Origin of the sequence: Mycobacterium sp. (assembly GCF_039583785.1) — a bacterium.
Lineage (GTDB): Bacteria > Actinomycetota > Actinomycetes > Mycobacteriales > Mycobacteriaceae > Mycobacterium.
In genome coordinates this window covers 1-19,771 of the sequence record NZ_JAVKSG010000043.1, presented here as the reverse complement: position 1 = coordinate 19,771, position 19,771 = coordinate 1, and the positions used below count along the sequence as shown (strand labels likewise).

18 protein-coding genes and 5 pseudogenes are annotated in these 19,771 nt (G+C 66.0%); 9 read left to right on the top strand and 14 right to left on the bottom strand.

The annotated features are described in order from the left end of the window. Window positions 1-175 precede the first annotated feature (175 nt). From ABDV69_RS13870 to ABDV69_RS13840, 7 genes and pseudogenes are all read right to left on the bottom strand, one after another. A pseudogene (locus tag ABDV69_RS13870) lies at window positions 176-925 on the bottom strand (secreted hydrolase); the annotation flags it as partial. Further along, on the bottom strand, window positions 922-1,332 hold the full coding sequence (locus tag ABDV69_RS13865) for a MaoC/PaaZ C-terminal domain-containing protein (RefSeq protein ID WP_343575272.1): 411 nt from the start codon (window positions 1,330-1,332) through the stop codon (window positions 922-924). The pseudogene ABDV69_RS13870 and the gene ABDV69_RS13865, both read right to left, overlap by 4 nt. Continuing rightward, on the bottom strand, window positions 1,329-1,844 hold the full coding sequence (locus ABDV69_RS13860) for a MaoC family dehydratase N-terminal domain-containing protein (protein ID WP_343575269.1): 516 nt from the start codon (window positions 1,842-1,844) through the stop codon (window positions 1,329-1,331). Before ABDV69_RS13860 ends, ABDV69_RS13865 begins: the two co-directional genes overlap by 4 nt. After that, window positions 1,844-2,254 (bottom strand): nuclear transport factor 2 family protein, encoded by a 411-nt coding sequence (locus ABDV69_RS13855; RefSeq protein WP_343575267.1) that lies wholly within the window; start codon window positions 2,252-2,254, stop codon window positions 1,844-1,846. The genes ABDV69_RS13860 and ABDV69_RS13855 overlap by 1 nt, the downstream gene beginning before the upstream one ends. A 12-nt stretch (window positions 2,255-2,266) precedes the next feature. Further along, window positions 2,267-2,479 (bottom strand): hypothetical protein, encoded by a 213-nt coding sequence (locus tag ABDV69_RS13850; RefSeq protein WP_343575286.1) that lies wholly within the window; start codon window positions 2,477-2,479, stop codon window positions 2,267-2,269. Next, window positions 2,464-2,745 (bottom strand): annotated as a pseudogene (locus ABDV69_RS13845) (AMP-binding protein); the annotation flags it as partial. The pseudogene ABDV69_RS13845 and the gene ABDV69_RS13850, both read right to left, overlap by 16 nt. Next, window positions 2,745-3,839, bottom strand: a complete 1,095-nt coding sequence (locus ABDV69_RS13840) for a Rieske 2Fe-2S domain-containing protein (RefSeq protein ID WP_343575264.1) — start codon at window positions 3,837-3,839, stop codon at window positions 2,745-2,747. The pseudogene ABDV69_RS13845 and the gene ABDV69_RS13840, both read right to left, overlap by 1 nt. A gap of 143 nt (window positions 3,840-3,982) precedes the next feature. Here ABDV69_RS13840 and ABDV69_RS13835 point away from each other — a divergent pair, with 143 nt between their 5' ends. Continuing rightward, entirely contained in the window at window positions 3,983-5,206 is a 1,224-nt protein-coding gene (locus ABDV69_RS13835; protein ID WP_343575261.1) for a cytochrome P450, read from the top strand. A 25-nt stretch (window positions 5,207-5,231) separates the two neighbouring features. Here the strand turns inward: ABDV69_RS13835 and ABDV69_RS13830 are convergent, their stop codons facing one another. Both ABDV69_RS13830 and ABDV69_RS13825 read right to left on the bottom strand, forming a co-directional pair. Continuing rightward, entirely contained in the window at window positions 5,232-7,625 is a 2,394-nt protein-coding gene (locus ABDV69_RS13830; protein ID WP_343575259.1) for a CoA transferase, read from the bottom strand. A gap of 173 nt (window positions 7,626-7,798) precedes the next feature. Further along, window positions 7,799-8,017, bottom strand: a pseudogene (locus tag ABDV69_RS13825) (zinc ribbon domain-containing protein); the annotation flags it as partial. Window positions 8,018-8,187: 170 nt separating this feature from the next. Between ABDV69_RS13825 and ABDV69_RS13820 the strand changes: the two are divergent. Beyond that, a complete protein-coding gene (locus ABDV69_RS13820) occupies window positions 8,188-9,009 on the top strand; it encodes an FCD domain-containing protein (protein WP_343575257.1) in 822 nt (273 codons plus the stop codon). A gap of 125 nt (window positions 9,010-9,134) precedes the next feature. On the opposite strand, the gene ABDV69_RS13815 is transcribed toward ABDV69_RS13820, so the two are convergent. After that, window positions 9,135-9,986, bottom strand: a complete 852-nt coding sequence (locus ABDV69_RS13815; RefSeq protein ID WP_343575254.1) for an LLM class flavin-dependent oxidoreductase — start codon at window positions 9,984-9,986, stop codon at window positions 9,135-9,137. Between the two features lie 91 nt (window positions 9,987-10,077). Here ABDV69_RS13815 and ABDV69_RS13810 point away from each other — a divergent pair, with 91 nt between their 5' ends. The 7 genes from ABDV69_RS13810 (at window position 10,078) to ABDV69_RS13780 (ending at window position 18,286) form a co-directional block, all read left to right on the top strand. Beyond that, on the top strand, window positions 10,078-11,142 hold the full coding sequence (locus ABDV69_RS13810) for an acyl-CoA dehydrogenase family protein (protein WP_343575252.1): 1,065 nt from the start codon (window positions 10,078-10,080) through the stop codon (window positions 11,140-11,142). Window positions 11,143-11,150: 8 nt separating this feature from the next. Further along, window positions 11,151-12,257, top strand: a complete 1,107-nt coding sequence (locus ABDV69_RS13805; protein ID WP_343575283.1) for an acyl-CoA dehydrogenase family protein — start codon at window positions 11,151-11,153, stop codon at window positions 12,255-12,257. A gap of 1 nt (window position 12,258) precedes the next feature. Beyond that, window positions 12,259-13,404 (top strand): acyl-CoA dehydrogenase family protein, encoded by a 1,146-nt coding sequence (locus ABDV69_RS13800; RefSeq protein ID WP_343575250.1) that lies wholly within the window; start codon window positions 12,259-12,261, stop codon window positions 13,402-13,404. Further along, on the top strand, window positions 13,404-14,339 hold the full coding sequence (locus tag ABDV69_RS13795) for an acyl-CoA dehydrogenase family protein (RefSeq protein WP_343575248.1): 936 nt from the start codon (window positions 13,404-13,406) through the stop codon (window positions 14,337-14,339). Before ABDV69_RS13800 ends, ABDV69_RS13795 begins: the two co-directional genes overlap by 1 nt. After that, window positions 14,336-15,802 carry an AMP-binding protein gene (locus ABDV69_RS13790; RefSeq protein WP_343575247.1) on the top strand — a complete coding sequence of 489 codons (1,467 nt, stop codon included), beginning with the start codon at window positions 14,336-14,338 and terminating at the stop codon, window positions 15,800-15,802. Before ABDV69_RS13795 ends, ABDV69_RS13790 begins: the two co-directional genes overlap by 4 nt. A gap of 163 nt (window positions 15,803-15,965) precedes the next feature. Then, entirely contained in the window at window positions 15,966-17,009 is a 1,044-nt protein-coding gene (locus tag ABDV69_RS13785; protein ID WP_343575246.1) for a hotdog fold thioesterase, read from the top strand. Window positions 17,010-17,092: 83 nt separating this feature from the next. Continuing rightward, entirely contained in the window at window positions 17,093-18,286 is a 1,194-nt protein-coding gene (locus tag ABDV69_RS13780) for an amidohydrolase family protein (RefSeq protein ID WP_343575244.1), read from the top strand. Here ABDV69_RS13780 and ABDV69_RS13775 read toward each other — a convergent pair. The 4 genes and pseudogenes from ABDV69_RS13775 to ABDV69_RS13760 form a co-directional block, all read right to left on the bottom strand. Continuing rightward, a pseudogene (locus ABDV69_RS13775) lies at window positions 18,231-18,450 on the bottom strand (hypothetical protein); the annotation flags it as partial. The gene ABDV69_RS13780 and the pseudogene ABDV69_RS13775 sit on opposite strands and share 56 nt — an antisense overlap. A gap of 10 nt (window positions 18,451-18,460) precedes the next feature. Further along, window positions 18,461-18,691, bottom strand: a pseudogene (locus ABDV69_RS13770) (nitrile hydratase subunit beta); the annotation flags it as partial. A gap of 158 nt (window positions 18,692-18,849) precedes the next feature. After that, complete coding sequence (locus ABDV69_RS13765; RefSeq protein WP_343575242.1) at window positions 18,850-19,191, bottom strand: putative quinol monooxygenase; 342 nt, start codon at window positions 19,189-19,191, stop codon at window positions 18,850-18,852. A 35-nt stretch (window positions 19,192-19,226) separates the two neighbouring features. Then, window positions 19,227-19,771 (bottom strand): SDR family oxidoreductase (locus ABDV69_RS13760; protein ID WP_343575239.1); only part of this gene is annotated, 545 nt, incomplete at its 5' end.

Sequence of the window (19,771 nt, the reverse complement as noted above, 5' to 3'; positions counted from 1 at the left end):
GACGACCACCAAGCCGACGACCACGAAGCCGACCGGACTGGACACCCGGCCCGCGATCGGCATGCCCTGTGGCCCAGAGGGTTCCGCCGCCGTGTCCAACTCGGACGGTCCGGTGACCTGCGTCCGCACCCCGGGCGGATCCGCCTGGGAACCTCCCGGCGGATAACCGGGCCGGTCAGCTCTCGGCCGACAGCATCCCGATCAGCGCCTCGGCGACATCCCGAGCGCCGGCCGGCAACTCCGCAAGCTTGTCCTGCAGTAGCTTTCGCGACTGTGACCGATTGCCCGATGCGAGCAGGTGCCGCACCTGATCGACCACGTCCGCGTCGTCGACAGTGCAGGCCAGCACGTCGATCAGCTCCCAATCCCGGTACAGCGCCAGCGATCGCTCGTAGAACGCGAAACCGCTCACCGGTTCGCCACGCATGGTCCCGTGGTAGCGGTACGGCCCTTGCATGTATTCGATCGGCAGGCCGTGGGCCGGGGCCGGCACCAGCGGCTCGCCGGTCAGGTCCAATTCCAGTGCAGCACTGCGCAGCCGGTGCCGGCTGGGCATGAACCGGTCTGGTGCCGGCGGCCGCACCAATGTCCGGATCGACTTCGGCCACCGCACATAGCTGCTCACCGTGACCTCGACGTCTTCGGCGCATTCCGGGGCTTTCGACGGATCGGGGTAGCTCACCGTCGCACCCGAGAACGGTTGCAGCGCATTGCCGTCCGTCCGGTCGAACTGGTGCCAGATGCTCATGTCGACGCCGTTGTCCAGGTTGATCGTGCGCCACTCGTGCGACCACGCCCGCGGTTCCCCGTCGGTTCCGCCGCCACCGGTGTATTTGGGGAACCACTGCCGGTCGACGTGTCCCGCGTCGCCGAATCTTCGGCACACCGCCAGGTGCCGTTGTCCCAACGCGCCGGTCATGGTTACCCGGGCAGTTCCAAAGTGAGTTCCACCGGACTGCACAATTCGCCGCGTTGGTTGACGATGTCGACCTGCAGGTCGACCAGACCCAGCGCCGGTTTGGCCACCACCCGACCTCGCGCCACCATGGTGTCTCCAGCATAGATCGAACCGACCAGCCTCATCTTTCGCCGCACCACCCGGCTGCGCGGCCCGGCCCAGTCGGTGGCGATCCGGTCCGCGAAGCCGGCGATGTGCATGGTGTTCACGAAAATACCTGGATGGCCGTGCCTTTCGGCGTAATCCGGGTCGAAGTGGCCGGGGAAGTAGTCCCAAGTGGATCCGGAGTTCATCACCACCCGCTGGTAGCTGATCTCGTCGCGCACCTCGGGCAATTCCAGCGGGACGCTGATCTGGTGCCAGTCCAGCGTCACGGCGCCGCCGGGATGAAGCGGAACAGCGTGTTCCGGTTGGTCGCCACGACCGCACCGTCCTGACGGGTGAAGGTGTCCAGGGTTTCGATGAAATGGCCGACGCCGAGCTTGGTCTGCTTCTGCGGTGACACCGACACCACGACTTCGACGATGGTCAGCCGGTCGCCGTCGACGATCGGCAGCGGAAACTCGGCTTCGTTGGCCGCGTTGACGAACGTCGTGCCGGGTAGCGGAACCCGGAGCGCGATCGCCGCGCTGAGCGGCCGCCCGCCCGGTTCCCACGGCAGCGGAGTGAGCCAGCCCATCAGCAGGGCCGGCGGGGCCAGCAGCCCTCCCCACGTCTGCGTCGCGAAATCGGCAACCCAGTACGACGGATTGGCGTCTTGCACTGTGGCGGCGAACATCTGGATTCGGGCCGCACTGACCACGGTTCCAGCGGTCCGCGGCTCGGACGGAACGCCAACCATGCGCAGGGCGTCCTGGTAGCTGCCGAACACGAGCTTGTCACTCATCACGGCGAGACCGACACCGAATCCCATTGCAGCTCTCGCGTTGTGAAGTACCAGCCGCCACGCTCGTAGACCAGTTGATCGCGATAGCTGCCGGTGGCGCGCAACGTCGAGCCGTCATCGCCCGCAGCGAAGAGCAGCGCCACGCACCGCTGCGTTGCGTTGATGCCGTCGACGGTGATCTCATGGTCCACGGCGACCAGCCGCCCGCTACCACCGTCGAACGCCGCACGCAGATCGGTGAATTCCGCGCCGTCGCGGGTGAAGCGGGCGCCCGAATGCCGGAACGTCGCGATCCACCCGTTGCGATCACCCGCGGAGAAGCACCGGTTGTGCCGCGCCGTCAGGTTCAATATCGCGTCGCGGCCCACCGCGCCGTCGAGGACATACTGCTGTTGATAGGTCATGGCCATCTGTGTTTCTCCCTATTTCACGATGTAGCCGTGGCTTTTCCAGTCCCAGGCGGCGGATCCGACACCTCTGCCGGGAAGCACATCTTTGCGGACCCGACCGATGATCGTGTGCGGTAGCTCGTCGACAATCTCGACGTACCGCGGTACCGAAAAGTACGGCATCCGGGCGCCGCAAAAGTCCAGCAGCTCTGCGTAATCCAGCTCGTGGTCCAGTAGTAGATCCACTCCGGACAGGTTCCAGCGAACATTCCGACACCATCGCCTGGTCCAATGCCCAAATTCAGTAACGCATTAGCGGCCGCACACGACGGCTGGCGCATCTGCTCGAAGGTCACGTCGATACCACCGATCGACATCACCACCCGGTCGGGGAACTGCTCGGCACCACGATCGAGCACTGCCGCGACGCTGAACCGCTCGACGCCGAAATCAGCTGGACCGAGGGGCTTTCCGTCGCCGGCGGGTGCCTTCCCAACCGGCACGTGAGACATCAGGCCCTCGCAGCAGCCGGGTCCGGGTCACCGTTGGCGGTGTAGCCGAAATCATCGAAGGCGGTCTGTTCGCCCGGGTAGAACCGGTGCGCCCAACGCCGCAGCGCCGCGTAGTCGTGGGCCTCTTCCGGAGCGAGGTTCGGCTTCTCCAGGTACTTCATGTTCTCCCAGGTGAAGAAGTCCTGCTTGATGACTTCTTGCTGCAACGCCAGGAATTTGGCGGCGCGGCCGGTGGGCGCATCGCCGGAATCGCCCGGCTCGCGAACCGACGCCTGGGTGTAGAAGTAGTCGGTGTAGTCCTCGTCGACCGGGGTCTGCCCGGTGACTTCGATGGTGGCCACCAGATCGCTGGGGAACCGCACGATGCCCAGACCCAACGAATAGTTGTCGTAGACGATCTTCGCGTCGACCGGACCGTTCGGGGTCAGCCAGGTCTGCGACCGGCCGCCGCCGAAGTGCGCGCTGACGGTGGCGTGCAGGTGATAGCCGGCCGCCTCGAACGAGGTGGTGTTGGCCGGGTTCGCCGCCTTGTGCACGTACTGCACGTGATAGGGGTCGGCGGCGTTTTCGATGATCATCTGCGCGTGCACCTTGACCCGGTTCAGCATGCGGCTGTGCGGGTGCAGCGGGTAGTACTCGCCGGTCTCCAACTCGGGCAGCACCGGCGGCTGCCAGTACGGCGCCCGGCCGTGCCGTTCGTGCCAGACCAGGATGAAGCCGTACCACTGGATGCTGGGGTAAGTACGGATCCGGACGTTGTTCTTGCAGCCGATCTTGCTGTATGGGATCAGCGCGTTGGTGCCGTCACCGCGCCACTGCCACCCATGCCACGGGCAGACGATGTTCTCGCCCTCGACGGTGCCACCGACGCCCATGTTGGCGCCGAGATGCTGGCAGTACGCGTCGAGCACTTTCACGTCGCCGGACTCGGTGCGAAAAAGCACCAACTCCTCGCCGAAGTAGTGCACCCGCTTGACGTCACCGGGCGCCAACTCGGAGGCGAACCCGATGATGAACCACCCGGTCGGGAATCGGTACGACGAGAGGCTGATGCCACTCGGCCCGAACTCGCGTTCCGACGGGTCGATGGTCATCGAATTCTCCGTTTCCCGGGCCAAGCGTCGACTTGCGGGGCTGAATAGCCGCGATTTGCTCAACACTCGACGCTGGTCCGTGCTCATCTATTGTTACTATTTTAGTTATTGCACGTCAACCATTCGCTGAGTTGAGGTTGCGCATGACCAGCACCGTCGTGGATCTATCCGATTTTGCACTGTGGCGCAGGGGCTTTCCTGATGAATTGTTCGCCGAGCTGCGCCGTGACAGACCGCTGTTCCGGCACGGGCTGACACCGGGCGTCGCGAGAACCGTCAAGCGGGACTTCTGGATGACCACCAAACATCGGCACGCCGTGCGGCTACATCGTGACCACGAGTCGTTCACTGCAGTAGACGGTCCGCTTATTCAACCGGCGCAGCTGTTCTCGTCGTATCCGACCATCATCACGCTGGATCCGCCCGAACAAAGCAAGCATCGCAAACTCATCTCGAGTGCGTTCACGGCCCGGGCGATCGCCAAGCTCGGGGACGGCATTCGGGCGCGTGCGTCGCGCATGATCGACGACCTGATCGCCCGCGGCAGTGGCGACTGGATCGCCGACGTCGCGGACCTGCTGCCGATGACCGTGATCGGCGACATCATCGGCATTCCGGAACAGGATCGGCCGCGCATATTCGACGGCTTCGACCACATCCTGAAGGCTCAGTCCACCGGGGAGCACCTCGACACCGATGTTTTCGCCAACATCTTCGCCTACGCGACGGAACTCACCGCCGAAAAGCGGATCAACCCGACCGACGACATCTGGAGCACCCTGGCATCCGCGGTGATCACCGGTGACGACGGAGAGGAATTCAGGCTGTCCAGTAACGAACTCGAGTTTTTCTTCTTCGTGCTGACCTTCGCCGGCAGCGACACCACGAAAAACGCGCTGGCGATCGGGTTGCAGGCGTTCGTCGCCAACCACGCGCAGATCGAACGGTATCGCGAGGACGAGTCGGTGCGGTTCAGCGCCGTCGAAGAGGTGCTGCGCTGGGCCTCCCCGGTCGCGTACTGGACCCGCACCACCGCGGTCGACATCGAGATGGATGGCCAGCACATCCCGAAGGGCGAGCGGGTGGTCGCGATGCTGCGTTCAGCGAACCGCGACGAAGAGGTGTTCTCCTCACCGTTCACGTTTGACATTGGGCGCCAACCTAATCCGCACGTGGCATTCGGGGGTGGCGGGCCGCACCACTGCCTGGGCGCCATGCTGGCGCGCGCGGAACTTCGCGCGGTGTTCGACGAACTCCTCTTGCGTGGTGACGGATTCGCCCTCGGGCTCACTCAGGTCAGCTACCCGAATCTGACCACCAACATGTCGATCTACGAACAGATGCCGATAAGGCTGAGAGCCCGCTAGGAGTTACTCGACCACCCGCAGCGCGTCACAGGCCCTTCGGCCGGGTGCCGATCACCCCGGCCGTCGCGAGCCTGGCCAGATCTTCGTCGGTCAGCCCGCACCGGTCGCGCAATACCTCGCGGTTGTGCTCGCCGAGCGTCGGTGGTGGGCGCATCAACCAGGAGTGCCGCCCGTCGAGTGGCGCGAACGGTGGACGCGGGTAGCGAGCCACCCCGGTAAGTGGGTGGTCGAGGGTTTCCAGAAAGCCGCGGTCGTTGAGCTGATCGTTGTCGGTAATCAGCGACGGCGACACCACCGGTGCCGCAGCAATCCCCATGGCGGCAAGCGTATTCACGGTGTGATCGAGCTTCTGGCCGGCGAACCAGGCCTGCAGATTCTGGTCGATCTCGTCGGCGCGGGTGCGCCGCCCGTCGACCGTGTCGAGCCGGGGGTCGACGGCCCAGGCCGGCCGCTCGAGTAGGTCGACGAGTGCCCGCCACTGCTCGTCGGTGCGCACGCTCACCGCGATCCAGTCGTCGTCGCCGTCGCAGCGGTAGAGGTTCTGGACGGCCCAGCCGTGTCCGCGGTTGCCCCGGCGGCTCAGCGTGACGCCGAATACCTCGGCTTCCATCGGCTGAATCGCGGTGACGTTCAAGACGGTCTCGATCATCGGCAACTCGACCAGTTGGCCCACCCCGGTCCGGTCGGCGAAGCACAGCGCCGCTGTCACGGCGAATGCCGCATGCACGCCGGCGAGCGGATCGCATGCTCCCCGCGGCGGGACGGGTGGGCCGTCGGCGGATCCGGTCACCCAGGCCAGGCCGGCGATCTGCTCCATGGTCGGCGCGAAACCGACGCGGTCGCGCCACGGCCCGTCCAGCCCGAAAGCCGGCATTCGTGCGATCACCAACCGCGGGTTGACCGCCAGCAGCGCATCCGCGGTGAGGCCGAAGTGCTCCATCACTCGCGGGGAGAAATTCTCGATCACCAGGTCGGCGTCGGCGACCAACTCGCCGAACAGGCGACGCCCCTCCTCGGAACCCAAATCCATTGTGACGGAACGTTTGTTGGTGTTCATGGCGTGGAACACCCAGCCGTATTCCCACCAGTCGTCGACGTCCTTGCGGATGCCGCCCGAATACCGGATACCGTCGGGCCGCTGGATCGATTCCACCTTGATCACGTCGGCGCCGAACGCGGCGAGCAGGTGGGTGGCGGCGGGCCCAGCCCAGAACGCGGTCAGGTCGACGACACGAAGGCCGTCGAGCGGCAGCCGCGGCGCCGACGGTGGCTCGCGGTATTCGCGGGCCGGCCACGGTGTGGTTCCGTCGGCCCCGCCGAGTGCGGGTGCGTCGCGCAGTGGCGCCGGTGCGCATTGGGACATCAGCCACGGCGTGCGGGGCTGATGAAATCCCGCCGGGTTGCGCACGAACGCGCCTCGCTCGGTGACGTAAGCGGTGTCGCGGATCGTTGCGCCATTACCCAGGGCCGCGATCGGCAACCGGAACAGCTGTCCGAGTTCGACCACTTCGGCGACGGTGCGTTCGGCGAGCCACGGCCGAATCCGCCCGCGGATGAAGTCGCGGTGCTGCCATCGGCCGATCTGGAAACTCAGTTGCGGATTCTCGGTCAGCTCGGGGCAGTCGACCATCGCCGCGAAATCCAGCCATTGCTGACCGGTGACCATCGTGATCCCGATGTAGCCGTCTTTGGCCGGCTCGATCGACGGCACCTCGATGGTGCGCGTGACCGGCGGGGCGTTCAGCAGATGCGAGTGCAGCCATTCGCCGCTTTGCATCAACGTGATTGCTTCCAGCATCGACAGATCCAGGTGTTCGCCAGGTCCGCCGTGCTCGACGCGACGCCTCATCACCAGGGCGCCAAAGGCGGCGAACACCCCGCCCATGTACTCCCCGAGGTCCCCGCCGATCGAGATCGGCGGGCCGGCCGGATCGCCGCGGAAGCCGGTCAGGCCCGACCATGCCTGCAGGGTGAACTCACTGGCGGCACGGTCGGCATACGGCCCGGTCCAGCCGAAGTCGGAAATGGTGACGATGACTGCTCGCGGACACCCGGCGCGTAACTGGTCCGGATCGATGCCCCACGCGGCGGCCTGCGAGGGGCCGGCTGTCACGACGATGATGTCGGCACCGGCGAGCTCCGCGTCGAGGTCGGCGCCCGGCCAGGTCAGGCTGCGCTTGCCGGCGTTGAGATAACTGAACAGCGGAGAGTCGGCGCCGGCGGGGATGGCCGAGCCGCTGGCGCTGAAACGTCGTAGCCAATCCCCCTGTGGCGGCTCGATTTTCCGCACTTCGGCGCCTGCGTCGATGAGGAGCTTGCCGCAGTAGCTGCCGGCTATCCGGTCGCTGATCTCGACGACACGAACGTCCTCCAGCGGTGTCGGTCGGCTGCCTTGCCCGTCGCTCAACGTGTATCCCATCGCGTTCAACCGCAGGATTGACCAGCGCGGCTATTATGCCATTACTGCTAAGATTGCAGTATATGGAGTGCGCGGGCGCAGCGGCCGTGGCTCCGGCCGGTGAGTTCCGCTGCTGGAATCAGTTGACGTCCTCCGCTGGCTTGCAGCCAGCGGATTTCAACCCACCACCCTACCTATGCGGCAGGAGAGCGCAGTTGAGGTTCACGGTTCGTAGACCGGCTGATGCCGAGGTCTCCCCGTGCTGTCACCGCCCGTCCGGCGGCGATGTTGCGTGCTGCGTTGATGTCGGCGTTGCACGGCCCCGTGGTGCAGGCTTCGCACTCGAACACCGCTTGGCTCCTGCGGTTTCCGGGAGCGACGTGTCCACACACCGAGCAACGTTGCGACGTGTAGGCGCCCGGCATCGCCTGCGCGAAATCCCGCACCGCCTGCTCAACCGTCGGAAGCAACCGATATCGCGACACACCGAAAATCTAGCCCCGACCACCGACACCCTGCAGAACGGAGAAGCGGCGTTTCCTTCCCCGGCACAAGCCAGGGATCGCCACGGCGCAACAATCAGATGACTGCGCTGGGAGTTGGCCCCGAGGCCCGACGCCGGCTGTCGGCGCCACGGATCGCCGAAATCGTCGCAGACGAATTACGGCGACAGATCGTCGACGGCGACTTGGCCGACGGCGATTTGCTGCCGCGCCAGGAAGTGCTCGTCGAGCAGTTCAACGTCAGCCTGGTTTCGCTGCGAGAAGCGTTGCGAATTCTGGAGACCGAAGGGCTGGTGTCGGTCCGGCGCGGCAACCGCGGCGGCGCCATCGTGCATGCCCCGGCCAAGACCAGCGCCGCCTACATGTTGGGTCTGCTGCTGCAGAGCGAGTCGGTTGTCGTGGCCGACCTCGGCAGCGCACTCCTCGAGCTCGAACCTGTTTGCGCCGCATTGGCAGCTCAGCGCGCCGACCGCGCCGACACCATCGTGGCCGAGCTCAACGAGATCAACGACGCGATGCAAACCCATCTGGAGGACGGGCCGGAGTTCACCGAGATCGGCCGCAGATTCCACGATGCCGTCGTTCACGGCTGCGGCAACAAGACCATCATCGCCGTCGTCGGGACCCTGGAAACCTTGTGGACCAGCCACGAACAGCAGTGGGCCGACGAGAGCGCGGCGAAGGGTACCTACCCGTCGCTGACCAAGCGCCGTGCCGTGCTCAACACACACATCAAGATGGCCGAGATGATCGAAGCGGGCGACGTCGAGCGGGCGCGTCGCGTTGCGGCCCGGCATCTTTCCGACACCCAGAGCCACGTGCTGGCCGCCGGAGGAGACCAACGGATCTACGCGCTGTCGCCGCAGGCGTTGTCCCGCCCACGGGACAATCGCCATCTCTAGAACGGCGCTGGTCACCGGTGGCAGCGGCGGTATCGGCAAGGCCTGCGCCGCCAAACTGTGCGAATTGCCGCCAGCGGTTCCCGACGAGGTTCACCGCCGCGCGGCCCAGCATCAGCAGCCACGTGCTAGTGCGGAAAATTTTTGATCACGGTCTCGCCGAATTCGCGCAGCGATTCCGATGCGGCGAAATCGGCGAACCAGACATAGAAGCGCTGCACGCCTTGACCGGACAAATGCCGGAAATGTCGCGACAATTCGTCGGCGTCGCCACAGATCAGGCCTGAGCCGAGATTACCGAACCGCGCGGCGCTCACCTCACGCACTTTGGCCGGGTCGCTGTCCCTGCGGACGAAACCGATCATCTGCTGAACCGATATTCCGGCACGTCCGGCTGACGGCGCCAGGTCCGCGAGTTTATCGATGTGGGTGAGCGGGATGTTCCACCAATCCGCATGTCGGCGAACGAGTTCCATCATCCGCCGCCCCGCCCCGCCGAGGACCAGCGGTATCTGGTAGGTGGGCAGCGGCGACTGGCTGCCCGCCGGGCTGTCGCCACGCCCCCAGTACTGATTCATCACGTCGAGGTGCTCCCCGAGCAGTTTGACCCGGGCCACCGGATCTTGTTGACCAACATCGAACCTGGCGAATTCCGCCGGCCAGGAACCCGAGCCGAGTCCGAGGTCGAATCTTCCGTCGGAAGCCTCCGACAACGTGACCGCCTGCTTGGCCAGGACCGCCGGGTGGCGGAACGCGTCGCAAAGCACCAGATGGCCGATCCGCAGCCGGTCGGTTTTGGCGGCCACCCAGGTCGCGATGCTCATTGCCTCCCAGATGATTTCGTCGGGAAGCCCGGGTGCCTCGAGATGGTCGATGAACGCGATCCCGGCGAACCCGCTGGCCTCGGCCTGGCGGGCGCGCTCCACGATGTCGGCCACCGGGGTCCGCACCTGCGGCAGGAACAAGTACCACTCGGCCACAACCCACCACCATTCTGATCGTACGGCTGCGACGCCGAAGCGATTGACGCTTGTCGCGCTAGTTTACTATTTTTACTATGTTAGAGGTCTTATGGATGTCGGACTGAATTCCGGCCAATTGGCGCTGCGCGACAGCGTCCGCAACGTCATGCGCACCGAATGCCCGCCGGCGTTCGCGCGACAGGCGATGACCGATCCGCAGCGTTGGCGCACGGTGTGGAAGACCGTCGTCGAGCTCGGCTGGACCGAACTCGCCGGCGACAGCTGCTTCAGTCGGATGGATCTCGCCGTCGTGCTGGAGGAGTGCGGCGCGGCACTGGCGCCCGCCCCACTGCTGTCCAGCGTTGGGCTGGCCGCGGGTCTGCTGCGGATCGCTGGCCCCGCCGTCACCGATGTGTTGGCCGCTATCGGGGACGGCGTGGTGGCCGCGCTTGCCGTTCACCCACCGGGCCACCGCCTGCCCGGCGTTCCGATGACCTTGGAGCACGGGCGGGTACAGGGCCACGCGATCGCCGTGCCCGGCCTTCCCCGCGCCGACCTGATCGTCACCCTGGCGTCGTCGGCCGATGGGCCGGTCGCCGCCGTAGTCCGGGTCGGCGACGGCATCAGCGTGCACGACACGGAATGCACCGATCCCGCTCAACCGGTCGCCGATGTCGACATCGACGCCGAGCCGATCGCTGTCGCCTCGGTGGACTTGGAGTCGGCCCTGGCAACGCCGTTGCTCGCCGCGGCCGCTGACCTGGTCGGTGTCGCCGCCGCAGCGCTGGCCCGCGCGATCGAGCACGCGAAAACGCGGCGCCAATTCGGCAAGCCGATCGGCGCATTCCAGGGCATCAAGCACGCGTTGGCCGACAACTATGTGGCGTTGGAGCGCGCCCGCGGCCTGACCTATGCCGCGGCAGCCCGCCTCGACGATCCGGTGACCACGCCGGCCGCGGGCTGGAACGCTGCCGCGCTGGCCAAGGCCGCAGCCGGCGAGGCGGCGGTCGGATGTGCGCGCACCGGGGTGCAAGTGCACGGCGCATTGGCGCAAACCTGGGAACACGACATGCACCTCTACCTGCGCCATGCCTGGCAGGGCGCCTCGACCCTGGGCGACAGCCGCGCGCTCTATCACGCGGTGGGACGCCGTTTCGCCGGGAGTGCGGCGTGAGTCACGACCTGATCGCCGAATACGCGGCGTGGCTGACCGACTTCCTGCCCGACGACTACTACCAGCGCTACCGCGAATACCGCTGGGACATCGGGCTTCGGCGTGATCATCAACGTGCCGCATTCGAGGCCGGCTGGTTGCAGCCGACCTGGCCGCACGAGCACGGCGGACGGTCGCTGGGCCTGGCCGAGGCGATGGAAATCCGGCTCGAGGCAGCGCTGCGGTCGGCCCCCAAGCTGCCCAACGTCGCCGGGCCGGGAGTCGCGGCGCCGGGCATCCGGCAATTCGGCACCCCTGAGCAGATCGACCGCCTGCTCGTCCCGCTACTGCGCGGCGACGAATGGTGGGCGCTGGGCATGTCCGAGCCCGAAGCTGGATCCGATTTCGCCGGACTGCGCACCCGCGCGGTCCGCGATGGCGATGTGTTCCGCGTCAGGGGCAGAAAGATCTGGACGACGCAGGCGCACCTGTCGCGGTGGTGCACCCTGTATGCCCGGACCGACCCCGACGCACCCAAACACCGCGGAATCTCCTGTTTTGTCCTCGATCTCGAGTCCCCGGGGCTGACCATCGAGCCGATCCGGATGGCATCCATCTCCGACGAGACCTTTTGCGAGGTCATCCTCGACGACGTCGAGATTCCGGCCGGCAGTCTGCTCGGAGAACTCAACGGCGGATGGCAGGTGGCGATGGCGTCGCTCAACCACGAGCGGCAGATGATCTGGATCATGAACTGGGTCGAGATTCAGCGCGGCCTCGACACCGTCAGGAAATCCCAAGCCACCCAGGACGGCTACGCCTCAGGTGAGGTGTTCTGCGAACTCGGCTCGCTACTCGCCGATGCCGAGGCTCTGCGGGCAACCGGTTACCGTGCGCTGAACAATGAACTCGCCGGGCTGCCGAGCCCGGAAGCCGACATTGTGAAGCTGCTCGGTTCGATTACTCTGCAACGAGTTTGGGAACTTTCTAGCGCGGCGTCCGGACCCTGCTCGATCACCGACGCCGACCTGCTCTTCGAGCGCCAGGACGCACTTGCTGCCACCATCTACGGCGGTACATCTGAGGTCCAGCGCAACATCATCGCCGAGCGCCTGCTCGGACTACCGAAGGGATGACATGGATTACGACCTCGGTGCCGACGCCGCCGAACTCAGAACCCGCTTGCGAGAGCTGATCTCGTCGCACATTCCCGAAGGCTTCCTCGGGGCCTGTACCGACGAACCCGAAGACCTGGCGACCACCGAGTCGTTCTGCAAGATGCTCGCCTCCGCCGGACTACTGGCTCTGGCCTGGCCGAAAGAGCATGGCGGCGGCGGCGGTTCGGTGTGGCAGCAGACCGTGCTGCGCGAGGAGATGTGGGCCCACCACGAGCCCCGCGGCGCCCAGTACATGGGCATCAACTGGGTCGGCCCAGCGCTGATGCGGTACGGGACCGAAGAGCAGAAGGCGAAGCATTTGTCCGCGATCGCCAGCGGCGAGGTGATCTGGTGCCAGGGGTTCTCTGAACCAGAAGCCGGAACCGACCTGGCGTCGCTGCGCACCCGCGCGATTCCTGACGGTGACGGATGGCGGGTCACCGGTCAGAAAGTGTGGACGTCCTACGCGCAGATGGCTTCCTGGTGTGTGCTGGCCGCATGCACCGATCCGGATGCCCCGAAACCCAAGCGGCTCAGCCTGTTTCTGGTCCCGATGGATCGGGCCGGGATCACCGTGCGACCGATCCGGTCGATGCTGGGGCCGCATCACCTCAACGAGGTATTTCTCGACGGCGTCGAGGTGTCCCCCGACGAAGTCCTCGGCGAGGTGGGCGACGGGTGGCGGGTGATGCGCGAAGCGCTCGCCTTCGAGCGGGTGGGGATCGCGCGGTACGCCCGCTGCGAGTCGTTGCTGGGCCGGATGCAGACCGAACTCGGCGACGAGTGGGACACATTGCCCGAATCGATCCGCACGCGCTGGGTGCGGGCCCTGATCGACCTACGCGTCGCCCGGTTGTTGGCCTATCGTGCGGTGTCGTTGCAAGACGACCCGACGGCCGGCGGCGCGGCCAGTGCCGCCCGCATTGCGACCACCACCTGCGACCAGCAGGTCGCCGAGTTGTTGTTCGACGTGCTCGGCCCCGCGGCACTGGACAGCGGCATGTCGGCCCCGCTGCACGGCGCGATCGAAGATCACTGGCGTTACGCCCAGGCAGCCACGGTCGCGTCGGGAACCATCGAGGTGCAACGGATGTTGGTCGCCCGCGAAGCATTGGCAGATCACTGATGAAAACCGCTCTGCCAGAGGGCATTGTCGAGTTCGCCACGGTTGCCAACAAACGACTGTTCCGCTTCGGCGGAGCGCAGGCCGCGCAGCGGGCCGAGACCGTGGATCAGCTGCGGCACGACGCCCGAACCGCGCTGTCCGACCTCGGTGCTTTCGATCTCGACGTCCGGGCCTGCACTGACGACCTGCTGGCGGCCGCGGTGCTCTGCCAGGCCGGTGGCGCAACGGCACTGCCCTACCCGATCGTCGAGGAACTGCTGGCGATCGACGGCGCCCGGCTGGCATTGGTGAATCCCGAGGCGCCGCGCGTCGACCACGGCGACCTGGCCGGTGACTGGATCGCCGCCGACCTCGACGGTGCCCGTTACCGCGTCCAGCCGTCCTCCCGCACCGCCGCGAAGCTCGGGCCATTCCTGGTGCCGGCCACGTTAAGCCGACCCGATGGCACGGTCCCGGCCGCCGACGTCGACCTGCACCTCACGCTGGGCTCGTGGCGGATCGTCGGCGCGGTGCAGCAGGCATTGGCGATCACCCGTCGGCACGTCGTGGCCCGCATGCAGTTCGGCAAACCGCTCGCGGAATTTCAGGCCGTCCGCTTCACCATCGCCGACGCCTCGGTCGCGGCCCGCGGGCTGCACGAACTGGCGAAATATACCGTCAGCCGGATGGAATCGTCGCCTGCGCAGGTGCGTTCGGCGGACGCCCTGGTGCTCAGACTCAAGGCCGCCGACACCGCCCGGCAGGTATTCCGCGCAGCGCACCAGCTGCTGGGAGCGCTGGGCTTCTGTGACGAGTCAGATGTCAGCGTGCTCGACAGGCACACTCAGCCGCTGGTCCGGCTTCCGGTAAGCACCGAGGCCCTCGCGGTGCGCCTGCTGCCGGATGTCCGCAGCGGCGCGCTAGAGACACTATTCTCCGGCCCGGTAACAGCGTGACCCCGGAGGACGGAATTCCGTTCGGCGCCAAGCTGCGACAGCTCGCCGAACAGCGCGGCGACGACCTGGCTGTGACTGTGATCGCGCGCGACGGGAACGCGCAGTCGTTGACGTTCGGGGAACTCGACGGCCGGGCCAACCAATGGGGGCGAGCCTTGTCGGTCGCCGGCGCCCAGCTAGGTTCGCTCGTCGCACTGGGGATTCCCAACTCCGAGGAGTTCGTGCTGACCGTGCTGGGGTGCTGGAAGATCGGCGCCGTTCCGGTACCGATGCGGTGGGACCTGCCGGATTGGGAACGGTCCCGCGTGCTGGAGGTGATCGCGCCGGCGGTCGCGGTCGACGACGAGACGCGGCCCGTGCTGACCGCGAGCGCAGCCGGCCAGTCCACCGGCGCACTGCCGGACATGTTGTCCCCCAACGCCAACGGAATCTGCAGCAGCGGATCGACCGGATTACCCAAAGTCATTCTGACTTTGGCGCAGGGAGTCTGGACGCCGGAATCGTCGTTGCCCTTTTTGGCCGCGTGGACTCCAACCCCCACGCCGCAGACCATCCTGGTGCCCGGACCGATGTATCACACCAACGGCTTCTCCCCGCTGACCTACCTACTGGGTGGCGACAGCCTGGTAATCCTCGAAAAGTTCGACGCGGCAGCGGTCGTGGATGCGATCGAGCTCTACCGCATCACCAACTTCACGGCCACCCCGACCATGCTGTCCCGCATCGCGGCTCTTCCCGACATCGGCCAGCGGGATCTGTCCAGCATCGCGTGGATCTTGCAGGGTGCCGCGGTGATGCCACATACGCTGCTGCGCACCTGGTTCGATTTGCTCAGCCCGGAACAGGTCGTGATGGCATATGGGATGACCGAGGGTCTGGGACTCACTGCGTTGCGCGGCGACGAGTGGCTGGCGCATCCGGGCAGTGTCGGTCGCGGGTTCCGCGACACCGAGGTGCGCATCCTGGACCAGCAGTGCCAACCCGTAACTCGCGGTGAGCTCGGCGAGATCTATCTGCGCTCGCCGATGAGCGCCGGTTACCGCTACCTGGGCGGCGCGCCGCTGCTGCCGTCGACGCCGGACGGGTTCCGCACCGCCGGCGACATCGGCCATATCGACGCCGACGGGTATCTCTACATCGCCGATCGCCGCAGTGACATGATCATCACCGGCGGTGCCAATGTCTTTCCCGCGGAGGTGGAATGCGCGCTCGCCTCACACGACGGCGTCGCCGACGTGGTTGTCATCGGGCTCGCCGACAGCGAGTGGGGCCGTCGGGTACACGCGGTGATCCAGCTTGCCGACAGCGCGACGCCGCTGACCGGGCAGGACATGATCGAATACGCCAAGGCCCGGTTGGCCGCCTACAAGGTTCCCAAGACGGTCGAGTTCGTCGACCAGATCCCCCGCACGGAAGCAACCAAGGTCAATCGCTCGGCAATGGTCCAAGCCCGCGGTGGTTGAGGCCGTTGCTCAGACGGCGGCGGCCACCCGAGTCTGGCACTTCGGCGGGCAGCCGGACTTGCACCGGCGCACCCGAGCAGGGCTGGGACAGCGTCCCCCGACGACTCAAACGCGGTAACCTCATTCTCACAGCACCACCAGCGCGGGACTGAGGAGGGGCGCCATGGCCGCAGACAACGGAGCCAGCGCAGCCGAACCGACGACCCGGGACGCCCGCTTCATCAAGACCGCCGTCGAGATTTTGCGCGAGACCGGTCGCACCGACTTCACCGTCCAAGAAGTCGTCGCGCGCTCCAAAACGTCGCTGCGCGCGTTCTACCAACACTTCAGCAGCAAGGACGAACTGCTGATCGCCCTGCTGGAGCGGACAATGGCGCAGTCGACGCAGGTCTGGCGCGCCGAGACCACCGGACTGGCCAGCACCTCAGCGATCAAGCTGATCATCGACCGGATCAGCACGGAGCCCGAGTCGAGCACGCAGGGCAGCCTCAACCGGGCGATGAATCTGTACAACCAGCACCTGTCCGAAACCCGGCCCCGCGACTACGCCCGGGTGCTCTCCCCGCTGCACGCCTTGCTGCGCGACGTCATCCAACGCGGCATCAGCGAAGGGGCCTTCCGGCCCAACCTCGACGTCGGGCCCGCCGCCGCGATCGTCATGCAAACCATCCTGGGTGCCCTGCGATTGCATTGGCTGGGTGCCGCATTAACCGGTGCACCAATTGATTCCGCGCACCTATACGACTTCTGTGTGCGCGCGCTCGGCGCCGACGAGAATGTCCAACCGGAAACCCCGAGCCTGGCGGAGCTGTTCAACCAAATCGGCATGCGGCCCGGCAACCGCAACGGCGAATTCGCGATGACGATCCCGGTGAGCCCGCAGGTGGTCAACACCTCCGGAGCGCTGCAGGGCGGCCTGATCGCCACGCTGATCGACGTCGCCGGCGGGCAGTTCGGCCTGGACTACCTGAAGGATGGCACCACGATGACGACCGCCGACATGAACATCCGCTACCTGCGCCCGATCCGGCAGGGCACGGCCTACGCGGTGCCGCGGATGCTGCGCGGCGGCAGGCGCGCGTTGGTGATGCAGGTCGACGTGCTCACCGACGACGACAGCGACGACGCACTGCTCGCCACGGCGACGGTGAACTTCGCCGTGATCAACGGGGCGACCCCGAAGCTGCCCGACTGGCCGCCCACCTGACGCTATTTTCGACCTCTTGCACACCTGGTGGTAACGTCATTACCACCAGGTGAGAATCCCAGACTTTCCGCAAGGAGATCGCCATGCCGTCTCGCGAACTTTCCTTCCCCGTCTTCGACGCCGACAACCACATGTACGAGTCGCAGGAAGCGCTGACCAAGTTCCTGCCGGAGAACCGCAAACGCGTCATCGACTATGTGCAGGTCCGCGGCCGCACCAAAATCGTGGTCCGCGGCCACATCAGCGACTACATCCCGAACCCGACCTTCGAAGTGGTCGCCAAGCCGGGTGCGCAGGAGGACTACTTCCGCAATGGCGCTCAGGGCAAGACCTACCGCGAGATCCTCGGCGAGCCGATGAAGGCCATCCCCGCGTTCCGTGAGCCGGCCGCGCGGTTAGAGGTGATGGACGAGCTCGGCATCGACTACGCCCTGATGTTCCCGACGCTGGCCAGCCTGGTCGAAGAGCGGATGAAAGACGACCCGGAGATGACCCACGACGTCATCCACGCGCTCAACGAGTGGATGCACGAGCAGTGGACCTTCAACCACAAGGACCGCATCTTCGCCACCCCGGTCATCACCCTGCCGATCGTGGAGCGCGCGCTCGAGGAGCTCGAGTGGTGTCTGGCGCGCGGTGCCCGCACCGTGCTGGTCCGACCGGCGCCGGTGCCCGGGTTCAAGGGCAGCCGCTCCTTCGGGCTCGAGGAGTTCGACCCGTTCTGGCAGGCTTGCGTCAAGGCTGGAATCCCGGTCTCGATGCACGCCTCGGACAGTGGCTATTCGGAGTTCGCCAATGTGTGGGAGCCCGGCGACGAATTCCTGCCGTTCAAGCCGACCCCGTTCCGCAGCTTCGCGATGGGACATCGGCCGATCCTCGACGCGATGGGTGCCCTGGTCTGCCACGGCGCGCTGTCGCGCAACCCGGATCTGCGCATTCTGTCGATCGAGAACGGCGCCGACTGGGTGCCGGATCTGTTCAAAGGTCTTACCGGCGTGTACAAGAAGATGCCGCAGGCCTTCACCGAGGATCCGGTGCAGGCGTTCAAGCGGTGCGTCTACATCACCCCGTTCTGGGAAGACCGGTTCACCGAGATCGTCAACATGGTCGGCACCGACCGAGTGCTGTTCGGCTCCGACTGGCCGCACCCTGAAGGCTTGAAGGACCCGATCACCTTCGTCGACGAGCTCACCGACTTCGGCGACGAGGACGTCGCCAAGATCATGGGCGGCAACCTGATGAAACTGATGAAGGTGTCCGCGCCGGCCAACGCGTAGCGGTCAGTCGCTGCGCGAGCTCGTCCTCGTCGATCAGCCCGCGTCGTAGCAGCGAGTGCGACCAATCGGTTCCCCGGGTACGGCAGTTCGGCGTACAACGTTGCCGACAGCGCGTCTTCTTCGTCGCGCTGCTCAATGCCGGGCAGGGCTGTGCCGCAGCCACTTTGGTCAGTCGAGAACTTCACACATGACGTAGGTGTCTTCTTCCCACATCTCATACTGCTTGTTTTCGAATTCGATCGGGGCATCCGGCTCGCCACCGACGTCGTGCGGAGTCTTCGTGTAGGCCCTAAATCGTTCGTGATCAACGAGATCCGGCGTCGGCGCATCAGGCAGCTCGGGGTAGGACGATTTCAGGCGGGCAACCAGCGCCAGTTGTTCTGCCCGAGCAGAAGGGGTCGTCATCAGCGTTCCGTTCGTCGTCGCGACCTGAATACACTTCACTCCTGCGACGAACTTCGCGCAACCACTATTCGAAATCAGCTGCGAAGGTATCGGGACGATAGGGACCGGGCCGGGCAGGTCAACGGACGGCGCGGACCGAGCGTCTTTCCTTGACCGCATCATGCACACTCATCGGGCGCTCCCGGCATCTCGGTGCATTGAAGTGGTTGGTGGTAGGTGAGTATGGGTGGGCCGGAGGCGTATTGGGCTAATGCGTTGCTGATGCGACTGAAGTGCGGGCTGCTGAAGTGGGTGTCGATCGCGGTTTGGTCGCGAAAGTGTTCGTAGAGAGTGAATTGTCCTGGCTGGGAGCGGTTTTCATGGAGCAGGAAGGTGCAGACACCGCTCTCGGCGCGGGCGGCGGGCAGGAGTTCCTGAAGCGCCCGCAGGAGGTCGTCACGGTTCTGGGGTGTGGCGGTGACGGTGGCGATGATGACGGTGCCGGAGTCGGGGTTGGCCATGGTTCAGCTTTCCGCAGTGTGTGGGAGGGTTGGGGTTAGGGGGTTTTGGCTTCGCCGCCGTCGACGCGCAGGGCGGTGCCGTGAACCCAGCGGGCGTGTGGCGAGAGCAGCCAGGCGTACCCCTCGGCGACCTCTTCGACGGTGCCGTAGCGCAAGATGCGGGCTTGGGCGGCGAACACATCGGTCGCCTCCTGGATGTCAAGGCCGCGGGCCGCGGCGAAGAGTTCCAGCATGCGGTGGCGGCGGGCGGTCAGCGTGGGGCCGGGAAGCAATGTGTTGACTCGGACCCCGTCGGTGGTGCCGCGATCGGCGAAAGCCTTGGCCAACGCGGCGATGAAGGCGTTGATGGAGCTGACTGCGCCAAGCGCAGCACTCGGCGCTGCCGCGGTGGCGCCGGAGGTGATGACCACCGACCCGCTGGTTGCTTTCAGGTGCGGCCAGCCGGCCAGCACCAGGCGGCGCATGGAATGCAGTTTGACCGCCAGGGCGTCGTCCCAGTCGGTGTCGGATAGGGCGAACAGGTCGGCTTGTTTGACCGCACCGGCGATGGCGGCGATACCGTCGAGACGCCCGAATTCGG

Excerpts from the sequence above, each read along its gene's own strand:
- ABDV69_RS13765 (WP_343575242.1), bottom strand. The coding sequence starts at position 19,191 with ATGGCCAACCCCGACTCCGGCACCGTCATCATCGCCACCGTCACCGCC.
- ABDV69_RS13860 (WP_343575269.1), bottom strand. The coding sequence starts at position 1,844 with ATGAGTGACAAGCTCGTGTTCGGCAGCTACCAGGACGCCCTGCGCATG.
- ABDV69_RS13840 (WP_343575264.1), bottom strand. The coding sequence starts at position 3,839 with ATGACCATCGACCCGTCGGAACGCGAGTTCGGGCCGAGTGGCATCAGC.
- ABDV69_RS13800 (WP_343575250.1), top strand. The coding sequence starts at position 12,259 with ATGGATTACGACCTCGGTGCCGACGCCGCCGAACTCAGAACCCGCTTG.
- ABDV69_RS13830 (WP_343575259.1), bottom strand. The coding sequence starts at position 7,625 with ATGGGATACACGTTGAGCGACGGGCAAGGCAGCCGACCGACACCGCTG.
- ABDV69_RS13820 (WP_343575257.1), top strand. The coding sequence starts at position 8,188 with ATGACTGCGCTGGGAGTTGGCCCCGAGGCCCGACGCCGGCTGTCGGCG.
- ABDV69_RS13810 (WP_343575252.1), top strand. The coding sequence starts at position 10,078 with ATGGATGTCGGACTGAATTCCGGCCAATTGGCGCTGCGCGACAGCGTC.
- ABDV69_RS13855 (WP_343575267.1), bottom strand. The coding sequence starts at position 2,254 with ATGGCCATGACCTATCAACAGCAGTATGTCCTCGACGGCGCGGTGGGC.
- ABDV69_RS13780 (WP_343575244.1), top strand. The coding sequence starts at position 17,093 with ATGCCGTCTCGCGAACTTTCCTTCCCCGTCTTCGACGCCGACAACCAC.
- ABDV69_RS13785 (WP_343575246.1), top strand. The coding sequence starts at position 15,966 with ATGGCCGCAGACAACGGAGCCAGCGCAGCCGAACCGACGACCCGGGAC.
- ABDV69_RS13835 (WP_343575261.1), top strand. The coding sequence starts at position 3,983 with ATGACCAGCACCGTCGTGGATCTATCCGATTTTGCACTGTGGCGCAGG.
- ABDV69_RS13795 (WP_343575248.1), top strand. The coding sequence starts at position 13,404 with ATGAAAACCGCTCTGCCAGAGGGCATTGTCGAGTTCGCCACGGTTGCC.